General features: G+C 72.8%; 12 protein-coding genes. 6 read left to right on the plus strand and 6 right to left on the minus strand.

Annotation, left to right across the window (positions count from 1 at the left end):
* Positions 1-17 precede the first annotated feature (17 nt).
* Positions 18-4058, plus strand: a complete 4041-nt coding sequence (locus WME82_RS36725; RefSeq protein ID WP_438044969.1) for a kelch repeat-containing protein — start codon at positions 18-20, stop codon at positions 4056-4058.
* A 421-nt stretch (positions 4059-4479) separates the two neighbouring features.
* Here WME82_RS36725 and WME82_RS36730 read toward each other — a convergent pair whose 3' ends face one another.
* On the minus strand, positions 4480-4698 hold the full coding sequence (locus WME82_RS36730; RefSeq protein ID WP_438039127.1) for a hypothetical protein: 219 nt from the start codon (positions 4696-4698) through the stop codon (positions 4480-4482).
* A 230-nt stretch (positions 4699-4928) separates the two neighbouring features.
* Here WME82_RS36730 and WME82_RS36735 point away from each other — a divergent pair, with 230 nt between their 5' ends.
* Positions 4929-5579 carry a hypothetical protein gene (locus WME82_RS36735; protein WP_437741152.1) on the plus strand — a complete coding sequence of 217 codons (651 nt, stop codon included), beginning with the start codon at positions 4929-4931 and terminating at the stop codon, positions 5577-5579.
* A gap of 184 nt (positions 5580-5763) precedes the next feature.
* Here the strand turns inward: WME82_RS36735 and WME82_RS36740 are convergent, their stop codons facing one another.
* Both WME82_RS36740 and WME82_RS36745 read right to left on the minus strand, forming a co-directional pair.
* Positions 5764-7296, minus strand: a complete 1533-nt coding sequence (locus WME82_RS36740) for a hypothetical protein (protein ID WP_438039128.1) — start codon at positions 7294-7296, stop codon at positions 5764-5766.
* Positions 7297-7410: 114 nt separating this feature from the next.
* The gene (locus tag WME82_RS36745; RefSeq protein WP_438039129.1) at positions 7411-8883 is read right to left on the minus strand and encodes a PLP-dependent aminotransferase family protein; all 1473 of its coding nucleotides are present in this window, start codon (positions 8881-8883) and stop codon (positions 7411-7413) included.
* Between the two features lie 280 nt (positions 8884-9163).
* On the opposite strand from WME82_RS36745, the gene WME82_RS36750 reads away from it, so the two are divergent.
* The gene (locus WME82_RS36750) at positions 9164-9790 is read left to right on the plus strand and encodes an NAD(P)-dependent oxidoreductase (protein WP_437873927.1); all 627 of its coding nucleotides are present in this window, start codon (positions 9164-9166) and stop codon (positions 9788-9790) included.
* A gap of 76 nt (positions 9791-9866) precedes the next feature.
* Positions 9867-10790: a sigma-70 family RNA polymerase sigma factor gene (locus WME82_RS36755; protein ID WP_437912730.1), complete on the plus strand. Its 924-nt coding sequence runs from the start codon at positions 9867-9869 to the stop codon at positions 10788-10790.
* 361 nt (positions 10791-11151) lie between these two features.
* Here the strand turns inward: WME82_RS36755 and WME82_RS36760 are convergent, their stop codons facing one another.
* Positions 11152-11775: a hypothetical protein gene (locus WME82_RS36760; protein WP_438039130.1), complete on the minus strand. Its 624-nt coding sequence runs from the start codon at positions 11773-11775 to the stop codon at positions 11152-11154.
* Between the two features lie 279 nt (positions 11776-12054).
* Here WME82_RS36760 and WME82_RS36765 point away from each other — a divergent pair, with 279 nt between their 5' ends.
* Positions 12055-12705, plus strand: a complete 651-nt coding sequence (locus tag WME82_RS36765) for a hypothetical protein (RefSeq protein WP_438039131.1) — start codon at positions 12055-12057, stop codon at positions 12703-12705.
* A gap of 84 nt (positions 12706-12789) precedes the next feature.
* Here WME82_RS36765 and WME82_RS36770 read toward each other — a convergent pair whose 3' ends face one another.
* On the minus strand, positions 12790-13827 hold the full coding sequence (locus tag WME82_RS36770) for a D-alanine--D-alanine ligase (protein WP_437852439.1): 1038 nt from the start codon (positions 13825-13827) through the stop codon (positions 12790-12792).
* A gap of 772 nt (positions 13828-14599) precedes the next feature.
* Here WME82_RS36770 and WME82_RS36775 point away from each other — a divergent pair.
* A complete protein-coding gene (locus WME82_RS36775) occupies positions 14600-16195 on the plus strand; it encodes an ATP-dependent DNA ligase (RefSeq protein WP_438039132.1) in 1596 nt (531 codons plus the stop codon).
* A gap of 22 nt (positions 16196-16217) precedes the next feature.
* On the opposite strand, the gene WME82_RS36780 is transcribed toward WME82_RS36775, so the two are convergent.
* Positions 16218-17924 carry a hypothetical protein gene (locus WME82_RS36780; RefSeq protein ID WP_438039133.1) on the minus strand — a complete coding sequence of 569 codons (1707 nt, stop codon included), beginning with the start codon at positions 17922-17924 and terminating at the stop codon, positions 16218-16220.
* Positions 17925-17938 lie beyond the last annotated feature (14 nt).

Below are 17938 nucleotides of genomic sequence, written 5' to 3' on the forward strand. Positions count from 1 at the left end.
CTGGGTCGGGTCTTCGCGTGCTGGTCATGGCCGTCCTGGTGCTGGCCGTTGTGGGGTGGATGGGCGCGCTCGGGTGCGCGGCGGGGCACGACGGCGCGGCGGCGGCGGCGCTCGTACAGCGCCGGTTCCCGGCGCAAGCCGCCGAGGTGCTGGGCAGCGGCGCTCCCGGCGCGCCAGTGGCGACCGGCGGCGGCTTCGCGCTGGGCGCGCCTGGCCTGGCGGGGCGCGGGCCGCGGCTCCAGGCCGAGCTGCCGCGCGACGGCGGCGGCTGGATGCGGCTCTCGGGCGCGGGCGGCTTCGAGGTGCGGGTGCGCGAGGCCGGCGCGTCCGGCCCGGGGGCGGTGGTCGACGGCGCGGTGATCTACGGCCGCGCGGGCGGCGCGTCGTTCTGGCGGGCGGCCGCCGGGGGCATCGAGGAATGGCTCACCGTGGCGCCGGGCGCCGTGCCGGCGGGTGAGCCCGCGGCCGTCTGGGAAGTGGACGGCGCGGCGCTGCGGCAGCGCGGCGAGGCCGTCGAGGTGCTGGACGCGGCGGGGGCGCCGCGGCTGCGCGTCACCGCGCCGCGAGCGTTCGCGGAAGGCGGGCGGCCGATCGCGGCGCGCCTCGAGGCGCGCGGGGCGGAGATCGCGCTGCTTGTCGAGGCGTCGGGGGAGCTCCTGCTCGTGGATCCGCTGTGGCGCGCCGTCGGGGCGATGGCCACGAGGCGCGACGCCGGGCACACGGCCACGCTGCTGGGAGGCGACGACGGGCGGGTCCTGGTCGCCGGCGGCTATGGCGGCGAAGGTTATCTCGCGAGCGCGGAGCTGTACGACCCGGCGGACGACAGCTGGGCGCCGGCGCAGCCGATGAGCGCCCCGCGCTACGATCACGCCGCCCTGCTGGTGGACAGCGGGCAGATCCTCGTGGTGGGCGGCTCCGAGGGCTCGATCGTGCTGGCGAGCGCGGAGCTGTACGACCCGGCGGAGGACCGCTGGACGCCGGCGCGGTCGATGAACATCGCGCGCCAGGGCCCCACGGCGACGCGGCTGGACAGCGGGTTGATCCTCGTCGTGGGCGGCTGGAGCGACGGCATCCATCACGCGAGCGCGGAGCTGTTCGACCCGCGGGAGGGCATCTGGACCGCGGCGGCGCCGATGAGCACCGGGCGTTACGGGCACACGGCGACGCTGCTGGCCGACGGGCGGGTCATGGTCGCCGGCGGCTTCGCGGGGCAGGGCGACGTCCCTACCGTGGAGGTGTACGATCCGGCGACGAACACGTGGACCACGGCGCGATCGATGAGCGCCGCGCGCCGAGGGCACACGGCTACGCTGCTCGACGGCGGGCAGGTCCTCGTCACGGGCGGCTTGACGAGCGACGGCTCGTTCCTCGCGAGCGCGGAGCTGTTCGACCCGGTGAACGGCAGCTGGGCACCCGCGGCGCCGATGAGCTTCGGGCGCTTTGACCACACGGCGACGCCGCTCGACGGCGGGCGGGTCCTCGTCGCGGGCGGCCTCCACTCATCGTACCTCCACCTGGCGGACGCGGAGATCTACGACCCGGCGGAGGGCGCCTGGTCGAACGCGCCCGCGATGGCCGTCGGCCGCAGCGCTCATACGGCGACGCTGCTCCCGCGCGGCGGCGTGCTCGTGACGGGCGGCAATCAAGGCGTCGAGACGAACGCCGAGGTCTACGACCCGCCGGGCACGAGCCCGTGGGCGGAGGCAGCGCCGATGCGCGACGCGCGCTACGTGCACACGGCGACGCTGCTGGGCGACGGGCGGGTCCTGGTCGCCGGCGGCTACGGGGCCGAGGGCATCGACCTCAATACCGCAGAGATCTACGACCCGGCCGACGGCACCTGGACCGCGGCGAAGGAGATGCGCGACGCGCGCTATGAGCATACGGCGACGCTGCTGAACGACGGGCGGGTCCTGGTCGCGGGCGGGTACGCGAACAGGGCGGAGGGCGCGCTCGCGACCGTGGAGCTCTTCGACCCCGCGACGCGCAGCTGGACAGCGGCAGCGCCGATGATCGCCGCACGCCAGGGGCACACGGCGACGCTGCTGGACGACGGGCGGGTCCTGGTCACGGGCGGCGTCGGGGCCGACTACGTCACCCTCGCGAGCGCGGAGATCTACGACCCGGAGGAAGGCACCTGGACGGAAGCGGTGACGATGATCGCCGCGCGAAATGCGCATGCGGCGACGCTGCTGGGCGATGGGCGGGTCCTGGTCACAGGCGGCTACGGGCCCCGCGGTGAGGCCCCGAACGCGGAGCTCTGGAGCCCCGGCGAGCGCGGCTGGACACCGGCGGCACCGATGAGCGCCGGGCGCCGGGCGCACGCGGCGACGCTGCTGGACGATGGGCGGGTCCTGGTCACGGGCGGCTCCCCGGACTCGGAGGGGATCAGCGGGCTCGCGAGCGCGGAGGTGTACGATCCGGCGACCGATCGCTGGACGACGCGAGCGCCCATGATCGCCGCGCGCCAGAACCACACGGCGACGCGGCTCCTGGACGGGCGCGTCCTGGTCGCGGGCAATGCCTCTGTCAATGGCCATGGCAGCGCGAGCGCGGAGGTGTACGACCTGGCCGCGGACAGCTGGTCTCCGGCAGGGACGATGTACTCCGAGCGATCTCATCACGTGGCGACCCTGCTGCGCAGTGGCAAGGTCCTGGTCACCGGCGGCGTGGGCCCCGGCATGTATATCGCCAGCGCCGAGCTTTACACCGCGGCTTTCCCCGGCGCCCCTTGCGAGACCGACGCGGAATGCGCCGGCGTTTCCTGCGTCGACGGCGTCTGCTGCGACGTCCCTTGCGCGGGCGCGTGCATGGCGTGCTCCGCCGCGAAGAAGGGCGCCGGCCCCGACGGCGCATGCGGCCCCATCCAGGCCGGCGCCGATCCGGACGACGACTGCGCCGCGGAGCCTGCCTCCTCCTGCGGCACCACCGGCCTCTGCGACGGCCGCGGCGCCTGCCAGCTGCGGGCGCAGGGTGCCCCCTGCGGCGCGGCCTCGTGCAAGGACGCCTCCGAGCTCGTCGAGGCCCCGCTCTGCGATGGGCTCGGTGTCTGCGCCGAGGGCGACACGCGATCTTGCGCCGATTACCGCTGCGTCGCGGGCGCCTGTCTCACGGGCTGCACCTTTGACACCCAGTGCGCCGACGCGGCCTACTGCGCGGCGACCGGCGGCGACTGCCTGCCGAAGAAGCCCGTCGGCGCCCCGTGCGCCCTCCCGAAGGAGTGCCTCAGCGGGCAGTGCAGGGCCGGAGCCTGCGCGCTCGACAGCGACGAGGACGGCATCGCCGACAGCGAGGACAACTGCCCTGCGGTCCCGAACACGCTCCAGGCCAACACCGATGGTGGCCTGTCGGCGGGCGATCTCCTCGGCGACGCCTGCGATGATGACGACGACGCCGACGGCGACGGCGATATAGTGGACAACTGCCCCCTCGTCGCGAACCCCGACCAGGCCGACGTCAACCGCGATGGGGTCGGCGACGCCTGCGATTGCGACAACCCGCGCAAGCCCGACGGCAGCCCCTGCGACGACGGCAATGCCTGCACGCAGACCGATACCTGCCAGAACGGCGCCTGCGTCGGCGGCGATCCCTTCGTGTGCCCGCAGCCCGACACCTCCACCTGCCGGCGCGCCGTCTGTGCGCCGGCCACCGGCACCTGCCAGAGGCGCTACAAGCTCGACGGGGCGCCCTGTCCGGGCGGCGAGTGCATCGCTGGCGGCTGCTTGCTCGCGGAGGCCGCCAGCGGCTCCGGAGGCGGCGCGGGTGGCGAGGGCCAGGGCGGAGAGGGCGGCGGCGGCGGGGACCAGGGCGGTGGGGGCCAGGGCGGCGGGGGCCAGGGCGGCGACGCCGCCGCGAATGGCTCCGGCGGCGATGCCGGCGATGCCGGCGGCGCGCCTCCGGCGCCTGCACCGGAGGGGAGCGCCTCGCCGCGCGCGCACGGCAACGGCTGCGCCGTGGCGCGCGGCGCTGGCCCTGACGCGGGTGGCTCGTCCGTGCCCTGGCTCCTCCTCGCCGCGCTGCTCGCCGCGCGGTCCAGGGGTTTCCGCAAGGCAGGCTGATTTACCGCCGTTCGCCGAGTTCTCGCTGGTCGTGCCCTTCCGACAGGCTCCCGGGCGGTTCGGTCATGCCTCGCTCACGCGCAACCTAGGGAAGTCCTTGGGCATCGTCGCTCGTGCGGAGGAGCGGACGACGGAAAGCGCAGCGATCCCAACAGTTTCACGGGACAGGGAGGGCTGGGTCGTCATTCCATTGGGGCCAACGCGGGCCCGACGGGTCGTCTTCAGAAGCTTCAGCATCCAGGGGCGCGGGCTCGGCGGCGGGGCCGGCGGGGGGCGCGGCGAGCGCAGGCGGGCCGGGCGCAGCCGGAGGGGTGAGCGCGGGGGCGTCCGGCGTGCGGAAGACGGGCTCGCGGCGGGCGGCGCGGATGCCGACCGCGTCGAGGAGCGCGGCGTCCGCGGACTTCTGGGCGCGCCGGTCGTTCTAACGGAACGCCCGGGCGAGCTCCCGCTGCGCGGCGCGGGCGCGCTCAAGGCGCGAGACGCGGCCGGCGGCGAGCAGGAGCCGGCGGCGGTCCTCCGCGCTGACCGACGCGAGCAGCGCGCGATCGGCGACCACGGACTCGAGCACCTTCAGGCAGGCGTCGAGCTCGGCGGCGGTGAACGGCCGGCCTGCGCCGGCGGATTCGCTCTCGGAGCTCATCGAAGCGGCGGTGCATCGCACGCGGGCGCCCTCCCGCGAACCGGCGCGCCGGGGCGGCGGCCGGGCGAGGCGCTTGACTCCGCATCGCGCCCGCGTTTCTACCCGCAGGGCAGCTCCGGCGCGAGGGAAGAGCTCGACAGGCGCGGGGCGCTCGCGTGGCCGGCTGGGTCCAGCCGGAATCCGTATCTCCTTCAACGAAGAACGGCTCACTTGACCGAGGGGCATGTCACATGAACTGGGACGGAGCGCGCGCCACGCTCAAAGAGACGAAGGTACCGAGCGGCTACGAGCTGGTGCAGCTCCGGCGAGCCGATGTCCTCGCGCTGGTGGAGGACCTCCGCGGGTGGTACCCGGACATCGTCGTCGGCGCCGAGTCATGCCACCTGACGCCGGAGTTCTACTACGAGCAGACGATGCTCGCGGACGTCGCCGAGGACCGGCCGATCCTCCCGATCGTCGCGAGGCACCAGGGCGCCATCGTGGCGATGACCACCTTCGAGAAGAACGCGAGCGCGAGGACCATCACGTGCCGGATGGGCGCGATCGCTCCGGCGCATCGCGGCCCGTCCCTCGCGCTCCTCGGCCCCATGCTACTCGAGAGGCTCGGGCGCGCGATCGGAGCAGAGCTCGCGTACTACTTCGCGACGTTGAAATCACCCCATCAGCAGGTCCTGGCCGAACGGCAGAGATACAGGCTGGTCGGGATCATGCCGGCTCACGATCGCGACATGGTCCGGCCGGGTGAGGTGAAGCGGGTGTACGAGGCGATTTACGCCAAGGTGCTCGTCCCCGACGACGCCATCGAGGTGCCGGCGGCCAGCGCGCTGACGGTCCGGACGCGCGCCGTATGGGCGTCGCTCTTCGGCTCGCTTCCAGCGTGACGACGAGGCGCCGGCCGGCACCTCCGACGTTCCGGCCGAGCGGCGCCGCCTCCGGGCGGCCGCCTCATCCCCGGGGGCGACGGCGCGGCTCAGGGTGCTGGCGAGCGAGGCGACCACGGCGGCCCGAGGCGACATGTCGGTCATCCCGAGTTCGCCAGGCGCCAAGCTCGCCGATTCGGCGCGCCTACTCGCCGACCCCGGCTGAATAGAGGCCAGCCGTCGTACCGGGGAGGTCCGTCGTGAAGGCGAGGCGGCGGCCGCCGTGGCTGCTGAAGTAGGTCAGGTTCGCCCCCGGCGCGATGAGCCGAGGCTTCAGGGGCTTGCGCGACAGGTCGACGACCTTCAGGTCGGCCGTCGACCTCGCGAAGTCTTCCGCATCGAAGTGGGTGTTGTCGTTGAACGACACGAGGCCGCGAACGGCCGGCAGGTAGCTCCAGCCCCCGTCGTCGCTGAACTGCCGCACGCCGCCCTCGGCCGAGGCGAAGAGGGGGGCGGTGCCGGCCGTCAGGTCGACGATGCGGGCGAACAGAAAGTGCTTCGAGTCGGCGCTGAAGGGCGGGCCGCCGAGCACGTTCCGCGCCTGCGGGTCGACCGACAGGGGCGGGGTACCGCCGCGGGCGTCGGCGAGCGCCACGTCGGAGAGGCCGGTCGCCGGGTCGCGCTGGGTGAAGAAGGGCACCTTCCTGCCGTCCGGCGACGCCCACGCGTCGGTGATGACCTTCGACCCGGCCAGGACGGTGAGAATGCCCCCGACCTCGTCGGCGATGGTCTCGGTCGACGGACAGTCGCCCGGCGTGGCGCGGCGCAGCTCGAGGCCGGCCTCCGTTTGCGCGGTGTACACGACGAAGCTGCCTTTGATGAAGAAGCCTATCCTCGAGCGCACCTCGTCGAGCGCGCTCACCTCGCCGTCGTCGGAGACGACGACGGGGTGCCCCGAGCCCGCCAGCGTCGTGAAGAACGACCCGCCGTCGGCGTCCGCGCTGAAGAAGGGAGGCGTCGCGACACCGCTGAACAGGTCGACCCTCTCGCCCCGCTCCCAGCTCGACAAGGTGGCAGAGCTCGTGGCGCCCTCGCAGTGCAGCGCGACCGGGTGCGAACGGCCGTGGCGGCCCACGAACGCGGCGAAGGGCCGACAATACCCCAGGGGGAAGCCCATCGGCACGGCGCCGAGCAGCGTCGTGCGCTCGCTCATGTCGGTCGAGGCGAGCTCGACGTCGCCGACGCTGCCGTCGGCGTTGCCATGGGTGGGGAAGAGCACCGAGCGGCCGTCGGCGCTCGCCGAGGTCGCGAAGGTCCCGATGGGCGAGGCGGCGGACGCCTCGTGTGGGCCGGATGCCGCGCTCCACACGACAAGGGGGCTGACCCCGAAGCCGGGCAAGGTCCGGTCGGGGTTGGTCCAGCAGAACGCGACCTTGCCGACGGTGTAGACGAACGCCGTGTTCCCGAAGGGCACCTGGGCGACTCGCTGCCTCGTCGCGCCCGGCTCGAGCGCGGTCGCGTACACGTGCTCTCCCTCCTGGTAGAGGGCGTGATTGTCGCTGGTGACGCCGAGCAGGACCAGGCGCGCGCCCGGCTGCACCAGCCATTTCGTGTGCGTCGTGAGCGACGCCTGGCTCTCCGATTCCCCCTCCTCGGGGGGCGGGTTCGGCGCCTCGGTCCGGGCGCAGCCGAGCAATGCCGCGCCGAATGTCACGCTGGCGAAGAAAGCTTTGACCATGTTCGGGTCTCCTGTTCGGTCAGACCCTAGCCCGCGCAGGCACCCTGCGTTGGGGCCAGATCGTCGATGTCGAGTAGTCCAGTCGCCCGTGCGCCGCGGGGAGCGAGGCGCGCGTCAGGGGCGATCACCCGCGGGCCTCGACCGGGCCTTCGGCAAGGTCTGCGCGAGCCGCCGCGCCGCGTCCGCGAGCTGGGCCTCGTCGCACGCGGCGAAGCCGAAGCGGGCGAAGTCGAGCGGCCAGCGACCGAGCGCGAAGTGACTCGCGGGCTGGAAGGAAACGCCCGCCGCGTGCGCGCGCCGGGCCCACGCGTCGATGTCGACGCCGGGGGCCCGCGCCCAGAGGGCCATGCCCCCGCTGGGGGGGTCGAACTCGAGCCCGGGCAGGTGGCGCGCGAGCGCCTCGCAGAGCGCGTCGCGGCGGGCGCGGTAGGCGCGCCGGACCCGCTGCGTGTGCCGATCGATCTCGCCGTCTTCGAGCAGCTCGGCGACGGCGCGCTCGATCGCGTGGTCGCCCTGGTGGTCGACGAAGGCCCGGTAGGCCGCGATCCGCTCGGCGACGTCGGGGGTGGAGACGACGAAGCCGAGCCGCAGCCCCGGCGCCAGGATCTTCGACAGGGTGCCCAGGTAGACGACCACCCCGTGGCGGTCGGCGGACGAGAGGGGCAGCACCGGCCGCCCCTCGTAGCGGAACTCGTGGTCGTAATCGTCTTCGAGCACGAGCAGGCGCCGGCGCCGCGCCAGATCGAGCAGGCGCACGCGCCTCGGCGCGGTCAAGGTGACGGTCGTGGGTAGCTGGTGGTGGGGCGTCGTGTAGACCGCCTTGACCCGCCTGGCCGCGCAGAGGGCCTCGAGCGCGGCGACGTCGAGCCCCTCGCCGTCGAGCGGCACGGGCACGAGCTCCGCGCCCGAGAGCTCGAGCGCGCCGCGGGCGGCGGGGTGGCTGTACGCCTCGATCGCCACGCAGTCGCCCGGCTCGAGCAGCGCGCGCGCCGCGAGGTAGAGGCCCTGCTGGCTGCCGCGCACGATGTTGACCGACTCGACGCTCGCCCGCACGCCCCTCGCCCGGGTCAGCAGCTCGACGACCGCCCGGCGCAGGCGCGGCTCGCCCCGGGGGTCGCCGTAGTCCATCAGCGCGCGCGCCCCGGCGCCGAGCAGCGCGCGGCGGTAGGCGCGGCACAGCTCCAGCCTCGGCACGAAGCCGAGCTCGGGCACCCCGCCGAGCAGGAGCAGGCCCGCGCGCGGGGTCGAGGACGGGGCCGGCAAGGGGCGTCCGGGCAGGTCGAACCCGGCCCGGTCGGCGAGGGCTCGTCGGCGGAAGGGGGGCAGCTTGGCGGGCAGGTCGCTCGAGACGTAGGTGCCGGAGGCGGGCGCGCTCGTTATCCAACCTTGGCGCGCGAGCTCGAGGAACGCGGCGATCACGGTCTTGCGGTGCACGCCGAGCTGGATGGCGAGCTTGCGGCTGGAGGGCAGCCGCTCGCCGGGGCGCAGGCGGCCCCGTTCGATGTCCTCGACGATGGCCCGCGCGATCTGCAGAAAGAGCGGCCCCTGACCCGCCGCGCCGAGCTGAAGAACGAGTTCTCGGGTCACCGCCACGCCGCCCGTGCCTGCGTCGGAGGGGCGGGGCGCCCTGGCGCCCGCCCCCGAGCTCTCGATGCCTCGCCGCCCGGAATCTGTCAACCGAGGCGCGCCGCGCGCGAGATCCGCGACGCGCGCGTCGATCGATGGGCCGACGCGCGCCGGTGGCCAGCCTCGGCAGGCCGGCCGCGTCCGGGGAGGCAGTTGTCGAAGTGAGCCATGTTGCATTCGTGACGCTTCGTCTGGCATCTCGTCACGCTTTCGCGAGCTGCCCGGTCTTCAGGTCATGACCATGCGATTGTTCGTGCTCGGCGCGACCGGCAGCACCGGAACGCAGATCGTGGATCTCGCCCTGGCGCGAGGTCACCAGGTGACGGCGTTCGTCCGCTCGCCCCGGAAGATTGCCCGCCGGGACAAAGCGCTCACCGTCATCGAGGGCGACCCGCTGCGTGTCGAAAAGCTCGCTCCCGCGCTTCGGGGACACGACGCCGTTCTCTCGGCGCTCGGCCCGAGTGGGCGCGAGGCGTTCCGGCGGAGCACCCTGCTCGCCGAGTGCGCGGCCACCACGGTCGCGGCGATGAAGACGGCCGGCGTGGGGCGGCTCGGCAGCGTCTCCGCGGCGCTGCTGTTCCCCGAAAAAGCGCTGCGGTTCGTCGTCTTTCGCTGGCTGCTCCAGCACCACATCCGCGACCTCGTCGCGATGGAGGCCGTGGTTCGGGCGACCAACTTCGACTGGACGATCGCCAGACCACCGCGGTTGATCAAGACGTCGGCGGAGACGTACCGGAGCGAGCGCGATGCGCTCCCCGCGGGCGCCTGGGAAATGTCCTTCCGTGCGGTAGCGACGTTCCTGCTCGATTGTGTGGAGCAAGGCACTCACTCGCGGGAGATCGTCGGGCTCGCCGGCGCGGCGCGATGACGCGTGAGCCTGCACGTGCGACAATCTCGCTCCCTCCGATGGTGATCGTTTTGCTCGTGGAGGCCAGACCCTTCCAATGACCGCTCCTTCTTCAGCGCGCCGCGTGGCTGCCTTCGAGTCGTGCCGGCAGGACCTCATCGCTCTGGCGTATCGCATGCTCGGTGATCTCGGGCGGGCCGAGGACATGGTGCAAGAGGCGTGGCTGCGCTGGGAAAGTCACGCGGGGGACGTGCACTCCCCGAAAGCGTATCTGGTGACGATCGTCACGCGCCTTTGCCTCAGCGAGCTCGACTCCGCCAGGGCGCGCCGCGAGGAGAGCCGCGCCGATCGCCTGCCGGAGCCGGTGGATCTCGACGAAGGGGGGATGTCCAGCCTCGAGAAGCTCGAGCAAGTCTCGATGGCGTTCCTCGTCGTGCTCCAGCGGTTGACGCCCGCGGAGCGAGCGGTCCTCCTGCTCCACGACGTCTTCGACTTCGACCACCGGGAGATCGCCGAGCTCGTCGGCAACAACGCGCCAGCGTGTCGCAAGCTGCTCGAGCGCGCGCGCCAGCACCTCGCCGTCGAGCGGCGCATGCTCGTAGCACGAGCGGACGACCATCACCGCCTGCTCCAGGCCTTCCTGAGCGCCACCCTGGCGGGCGACATTCGCGTGCTCGTGAATCTCCTCGCCGACGACGCGATCATGATCACCGACGGGGGGCCCCGAGGCCGCGTGGTCGAGCGCCAGCGCAACCTCCCTCAGCCGCTGCACGGCGCCGCGCGCATTGCCGCGTTCATCGTCGCGGCCACGGCGCGCAATGCCGGCCAGCTCCAGATCGAAGAGCACGAGCTCAACGGGCAACCCGCGATCGTGTTCTGGACCGGCGACCGACCGTTCGCGGCGCTGCTCCTCGCGGTGGCCGACGGGAAGATCCAGCGCGTGTTCTTCCACGCCGACCTCGATCGGCTCCGCTACCTCGGGCGGCGGTCGGCCACGTCGAGCCCTCGCCCGCCTGGGTGACCAGCTGCCGAGTCAGCCGACGGATCCGCCGGGTGCTCTCCAGGAAGCGCGTCGATGCCGGCGCTCATTTTTTTAAAGAGATATCGCCCATCTCTCCGCTCGCCCAGGGAGACGGAAGTCCAAACGTTTCGGAGATGTCAAGCCCAAGCTGCGGGATCTGCCCTGGGTTGACAGAACGTTCTTCTATGCGAGCCGGCCCTCCTGGCCTGCCGGCTCGAGATCCCGGGCGAGGCGCTGGGCGGGAAGCTCACGGGGAGCGCGAAGCTGATCCGGAGCGTGCTTGTCTTCGACAAGAAGGTTGCTGCGAGAGCGCTGCTCCCGCCGGGCTGACATCCCACGATGTGCACGTGCGCTGGCAGCCTCAATGGCAGGCCCGCTTGAGCCCGCTGTACGTGACGTCTTGCTGGCAGAGGATATTGCAGCTCCCGAACGGGCCTGGCTCGCCGCACCCGACGTCGATCAGGTACACGTTCGACGCGTTCGGGCAGGGCCCGCCAGACTCGCAATGGACCGCGGAGATCTGCGGCTCGTCATGGCCGCTGCAGTCGTAATCGAAGCTGCCTCCGGGGCGGATGGGCGTGTCATGGAACGTATTGGGCTGGTCGGGGTGGACCTCTGCCTGGCCGTCGTCGCAATCGGTGCCGCCCTCGCAGGCGGTCGACAGATACCCGTCGCCATCCGCGTCGCAGTCGAGGATCCCGCCGCCGCTGCCGCCCGAGCCCGAGGTCACCTCGCCGCCGCCGCCCGAGCTGGACGTCGCCCCGCCGCTGCCGCCGCCCGAGCGCGAGGTCGCCTCGCCGCCGCCTGACGAGGTCGCGCCCTTGTCGCCGCCCGCCGCGTCCGACGACGTGGTGGCGCCCGCACCTCCGCCGCCAGAGCTCGTCTGGCCGGTGAAGACGGCGTCGGGGAAGCTGCATCCCACGCTCAGCCCGGCCGTCGCGGCGGGCAGAGCGACGAGCGCGAGACAGCGATGACACCAGGGCATCCCTTCATGAGATGGCACGGTCCCCTCGCGCGTCAACCGTCCGCTGAGATGTGCAGCGCTGCGGTCCGGCGATGCCGCTCAGGCATCGTGTGGAAGTGTCGCAGGGGCTCTGACCGGGCGATCTCGAGGCGTAAGCTCTTCCCAGACGCTCGGTCCACGCAGGATGATGTCCGCTCGCCGAGGCCCCCTCTGCGACGGGCTCGGGGTCTGCAGCGAGGGCGACACGCCCCGCCGGGGAGGATGCGTGCAACTGCGCGCCTGGGCGCGTACCCTCGGCGCATGGCACGTCCGCACCTGCTCCCGTTCACCTTGGTGTCGATCGCTGCGCTCGCAGCCTGTGACCGCTCCGAGTCCGCGAGCGCGCCTGCGTCCGCGGGCGCGACCGCCGCGGCCGCGCCGGCTGCGCCTGCCCCGAGCGGCGCGTCCGCCGTGGCGCCGGCGGCGGGCTGCCCGGCGGGCAAATGGGAATACGACTACGCCGATCAGTTCCTCGAGACGCTGGCGCGCAGCTCGTCGGGCGCGCGTGTCGTCAGCGAGCGCGGGAAATACATCTGCACGTTCAACGGCAACGAGCGTGGCAGCTACGTTTGCGAGACGAGCGAGGGAGGCGTCGAGAACGTGTTCGAGGCGCCCACGGCGGGGATGGCCCTGAGGATCACGCTCAAGATGAACGGCCGCTCGAGCGCGGAATACGAGCCCGCGGGCCCTGGCCGCTGGAAGACGACGCGCGCCGACATGAGCGGACTGCGCGTCGAGACCAAGGCCACGCTCGGCGGCCGCGACATGCCCGTGCCCGCGACCAACGCCTTTTCTGGCATGGACCGCCCCGGGACCCTCTTCGAGTACCGCTGTGAAGGCGACGTGTTCAAGCTCAAGCCCATCGTCGAGGGCATGGCGACCGACTTCATCACGATGAAGCGGGTGCCTTGAGCGCTTGACTGTTCGGGTTACGCCTGGATTCGCTGGCCGCGCCCCGGCTCCGGCAGTGGCCCCGGAGCCGCGCTCGCCTTCGCTTCAGATCGCCGACTTCACGAGGCGCAGCCGCTTCTCGGCCTGTCCCCGCTCGCCGAGCCGCAGCTCCGAGGCGGCGGGCGCGCGGCGCCGCACCGGCTGGTGCAGCCTGGCGCTCGCCAGGATGGCCTCGCACAGGTCGCCGAACTCGTAGCCTGCGGCCTCCGCGATCTTCGGCAGGAGGCTTGTCTGGGTCATGCCCGGCAGCGTGTTCACCTCGAGCACGTACTCGTTCTCTCCGCCGGTCACGAGCAGATCCACCCGCACCGCGCCCGTGCACCCGAGCGCCTGGGCCGCCCGCTCCGCCAGGTTCAGGACGCCGCGGTAGCGGGTCGGCGGGAGGCGCGCCGGCATGTGGTACTCGGTCATGCCCGGCGTGTACTTGGCCTCGTAGTCATAGAGCCCCTTCTTCGGGACGATCTCGATCGCACCAAGGACCTTCCCGTCCAGGATCCCCACGTTGACCTCGGTCCCCGCCACGAACCGCTCCACGATGGCGGCGTCGTCGAACTCGAACGCCAGCGCGAGCGCCGACTTCAGCTCCTCGAGCGATCCGACCTTGGTCACGCCGAGGCTCGACCCCTCGCCGCGCGGCTTGACGATGACGGGGAACCCGAACGAGCCATGGACGGCATCGAGCTCCTCGAGGTCCTGATTCGCGCCCACAGTGTAGTAGGGAGGCGTCGGCACGTTGTGCAGCCGGAACATCTCCTTGGCCTTCAGCTTGTCCATCGCGAGGGCGCTCGCGAGCACGCTCGACCCCGTGTACGGAACCTGGGCGAGCTCCAGGACGCCTTGCACACACCCGTCCTCACCGAGACGTCCGTGCAGTGCCAGGAACGCCGCGTCGAGCCGCGCGCGCTGCAGCGTCGCGCAGAGCTCCGCGCCGAACCTGTCCCCGAGTGTGATCCGCACGACATCGTACCCGCGGGCCTCGAGCGCCTCGGCGACGGCCGCTCCCGAGCGCAGGGACACGTCGCGCTCACCCGACGAGCCGCCCATCACGACGCCCACCCGCTTCCGGACTTGCCGTTCCACCATCGAAGAACCTCCGTCGCCTTCCCGTGCGGACACCAACACCACGTCAGCTCCTTCCAGTACAGTCCAGCTGCCGGAGAGGTGCTGCGCAAAAACCAAGCCAGCTGCTCCCAAGGCCAAAATTCGCGGCCTTGTCAGCGGAGGGCGCTATTCCTGAGCTGTGGTTGAGGAAAACCGCGCCCGCCCGCCGTGTTCACCTGCCCACGGCGTGCCGACCGCCAACCCGGTATCAAGGCCCGCGGCGGAGGTCAACTAAACGGAGCGATCGCGCCGTCGAGGGAGACGGGCGCAGCTGGGGCCATCTCGCGGCGTATTCGGGAGTCTGCGGCCACGGCGGGGCAGCTCCGCGCGCCCTCCCGTGCGGGGCGGTGCAGGCGCGTCGGGCGCTTCGCACCTCGCGAATCGATGGCGCGCAGCACCCGAGATCCGGCACACGAGATCCTCTGAAAGGCGATCGCGCTCTCGCCTGCTCGCGGCGCCGGCGGCGGCCGAGCGAGGCACTCGCCTGCAGATGACATGATAATTCTTCGCCCCTCCCCGCAAGTGGTCGCAAGCGGGAGTGACCATCATTCCGGCGCGGGAGAGCGCTTTTCTGCTCCGCGGCCTTACACCCTTTGGTAGGCTCTCTCGGCCCATGCGGAGAACACTTGGCGCCCATGGGCCAGGTTCGATCCTGCGGAGTTCCCCGGCTCGGTTGCGGAGGACACCCTGCAGCGGCCTCGTCAAAAGACCCGTCGAGCGTGAGCTCTCGAGGTGCCAGGGTAGGGTTGCCCGCGTGCTCGTTTCCGACCTTGTCGCCACCTCCGAGCGTGTCACCGCGCTCTCTCGCCGTGTCGAGAAGATCGGCGCGCTCGCCGCGCTCCTGCGCCGCCTCTCGCCCGCGGAGGTGCAGATCGGCGTCGACTGGCTCACCGGTCGGGTGCGCCAGGGGCGGCTCGGCCTCGGGCCTTCGGTGTTCGCCGAGGCCCGCCGGGCCTCTCCTTCCGTCGCCCAGCCTGCGCTCACCCTGGGGGACGCCGACGCGGTCTTCACGGAGATCGCGCGCGCCTCGGGGCCGGCGGCCGGGGGGGAGCGCCGCGCGGCGCTGGCGGGGCTGTTCGCGCGCGCCACCGATCTCGAGCGCGACTTCTTCGGGCGGCTCCTCGCCGGCGAGCTCCGCCAGGAGAGGCTCGAGCCGGTCATGGTCGACGCGGTGGCGCGCGCGGCGCGGGTGCCGCCGGCCTCGCTGCGGCGCGCGGTGATGCTCGCCGGCGACGCGGCGGACGTGGCCAAGGCCGCGCTCCTCGAGGGGGCGCTCGGCCTCCAGCGCTTCTCGCTGCAGCTGCTCCGCCCCGTGCAGCCGATGCTGGCGCAGTCGGCCGATGACGTCGCGACGGCGCTGAGCGAGCTCCGCGCGATGGCGCTGGAGTGGAAGCTCGACGGCGTGCGCGTGCAGGCGCACAAAGCCGGCGACGAGGTGCGCGTCTTCAGCCGCGGCCTCGGCCCGGTCACGAAGGCGGTCCCCGAGATTGTCGAGATCGTCCGGGCGCTCCCGGTCCGCTCGGTCGTGCTCGACGGCGAGGCGCTCGCCTTTCGCCCGGACGGCGCGCCGCGCCCGTTCCAGGTCACGATGCGCCGCTTCGGCCGCGCGCACGACGCGGCCGCGCTGCGCGCCGAGCTGCCGCTGCGCGCCCTGTTCTTCGACGTGCTGCACCTCGACGGCGAGGATCTGCTCGACCGGCCCGGCAGCGAGCGCACCGCCGCGCTCCGGCAGGTGCTCGACCGGTCGCTGCGCGTCCCGCGCATCGAGCTGCCGACGGCGGCCGAGGCCGAGGCGTTCTTCGCCGACGCGCTCGCCCGCGGCCATGAGGGCGTGATCGCCAAGTCGCTCGCCGCGCCCTACGAGGCGGGACGGCGCCGCGGCTCATGGCTCAAGGTGAAGCGGGCACGCACCCTCGACCTGGTGGTGCTCGCGGCCGACTGGGGAACCGGCCGGCGCCGGGGGCTGCTCAGCAACCTGCACCTCGGGGCGCGCGATCCCGCGGCCGGGGGCTTCGTCCTGCTCGGCAAGACGTTCAAGGGCATGACCGACGAGGTGCTCGCGTGGCAGACGCAGCGGCTGCTGGAGCTCGAGATCGGCCGCGACGCAGACACGGTGTACGTGCGGCCGGAGATCGTCGTCGAGGTCGCGTTCGACGGCGTGCAGGCGAGTCCGCGGTACCCCGGGAGGATCGCGCTGCGGTCTGCGCGGGTGAAGAGATACCGGCCTGACAAGGGTGCGGGGGAGGCCAGCACGATCGATGATGTGCCGGCGATCCAGGCGGGAGCGCTCGCGGGCGAGGCGGCCGAGCGGAGGGAGCAGGGAGGAGAGGAGGCGGAGGGGGACGGCTGACGCTCGGGGAGCGCCGCCCGCCTCAGAGCGGCAGGCGCACGAGGAGGACGCTATTCAAGCCCAGGCCCGTGTGGGCGCCGAAGGCGGTCTGTGGGGCGTCGCTGTTGTTGAAGTTGCTCACGATCGACAGGTGTCCTTTCGCGTCGAGCGCGGAGGCGGTGCGGCCGAAGGACCCGTTCATGGTGCCGAGCTCGACGAGCCGCCGCCGCGCGACGAACGCCCCGGTGCCTGGCTCGTAGGTGGCGACGTAGATTCCCGGCTCGTCCAGCGCGCCGCCGCCGAGGTCGGTGGGCGCGCCGAACGAGGCGATGAGCGCGATCCGGCCGTCGGGCGCGGACGAGAGGCTGGCCGAGCCGACCTCCTCGGCCAGCGCTGGAAACGCCTTCGTCCACCGGATCGCGCCGTCCTCGCCGGCGAGCTTCACGAGGAACGCGCCGCGCGTGCCGTAGCTCGGCGGGCGCCCGCCGGGGGCGGCGCCCCGCGCGAGCTGGCCGGCGACCAGCACGTCGCCGTGCTCGTCCACGCTCAGCGCCTGCGCCAGGTTGCCGCTGCCCAACCCGATGTCCTGGGATGCGCTGACGCGCCTCGACCAGAGGGGGGCACCGTCCTTCCCCGAGTACTTCGCCACCCAGACCAGACCGCCCGTCACCCCGTCCGAAGTCCCGCCGGTGATGTCGTCCTCGGAGTAAGTCCCTGCGACGAGGATATCGCCATGGCTGTCCACGGCCACCCCGCCGATCGGGGGCGGGACCACCAACTTGGCGGCCTGGTACAGGTTTCCCGCGTCCGTGGCGAAGCGGGTCGTCCCGTCGGCGGCGAGCTTGACGAGGGAGAGGCGGTTTCCGGAGTCGGCGGCGACGACGACGTCGTTTTCGGGACCGACGGCCACGAGACCTCCGTGGGCGGAGCCGCTGTCGCCCGGGCGGTGCACCCAGCGCGTAGCGCCGTCCCGATCGAGCGCGAGGACGAACATGCCGGATGAGGCGACATCCGGGGCGTGTGGTTCTGGATCTACCTGGCCGAGGGCTCCGGCGTCGAACGGACCTCCCGAGTAGTCGCCGACGACGGCGATGCCGTCGTTTCCGTCGACCGCGACCCCCGTGGCCGACACCAGTCTGCCGCCGAAGCGCCGGGCCCAGCGCAGGGCGCCGTCGTCTGCATACTTGACGACGAAGAGGTCCTTGAAGCCGATGAGCGGCGTGGGGCCCGCGCCGAAGTCGACCCCTCCCAGGGCGCTGCCAGCCAGGACGACGTTTGCCCCGCCATCGAGCGCGAGGGCCGCGGCAGAATGATCACGGGGTCCAATGATGTGCCGGTACCAGGCCGCTGCTGGCAGCGATCCCCCGGCGCCCCCGCCGCCATCGGCGCCGCCGCCGGGACCAGCGCCCCCGCCACCATCGGCGCCGCCGCCGGGACCAGCGCCCCCGCCGCCATCCGCGCCGCCGCCGGGGCCAGCGCCGCCGCCACCGTCGGCGCCGCCGCCGGGGCCAGCGCCTCCGCCGCCATCGGCGCTCCAGCCGGGGCCAGCGCCTCCGCCGCCATCGGCGCTCCAGCCGGGGCCAGCGCCTCCCGCGCCTCCGCCCGCCACGCCGCCACCGCCGGATCCTCCGGATCCCGCGCTGTCAGCGCCGCTCGAGTTGACAGCCGGATCGATCTCACGGTGTTGACCGCATCCAGCGAGGGTGATGGCCGGGACAAGGATCAGCAGAGCAGAAGCGATGGTGCGCATGGCGTGACCTCCGC

It is taken from the genome of Sorangium sp. So ce128 (assembly GCF_051525245.1).
In the GTDB taxonomy this organism is placed as follows: Bacteria; Myxococcota_A; Polyangia; order Polyangiales; family Polyangiaceae; genus Sorangium; species Sorangium cellulosum_B.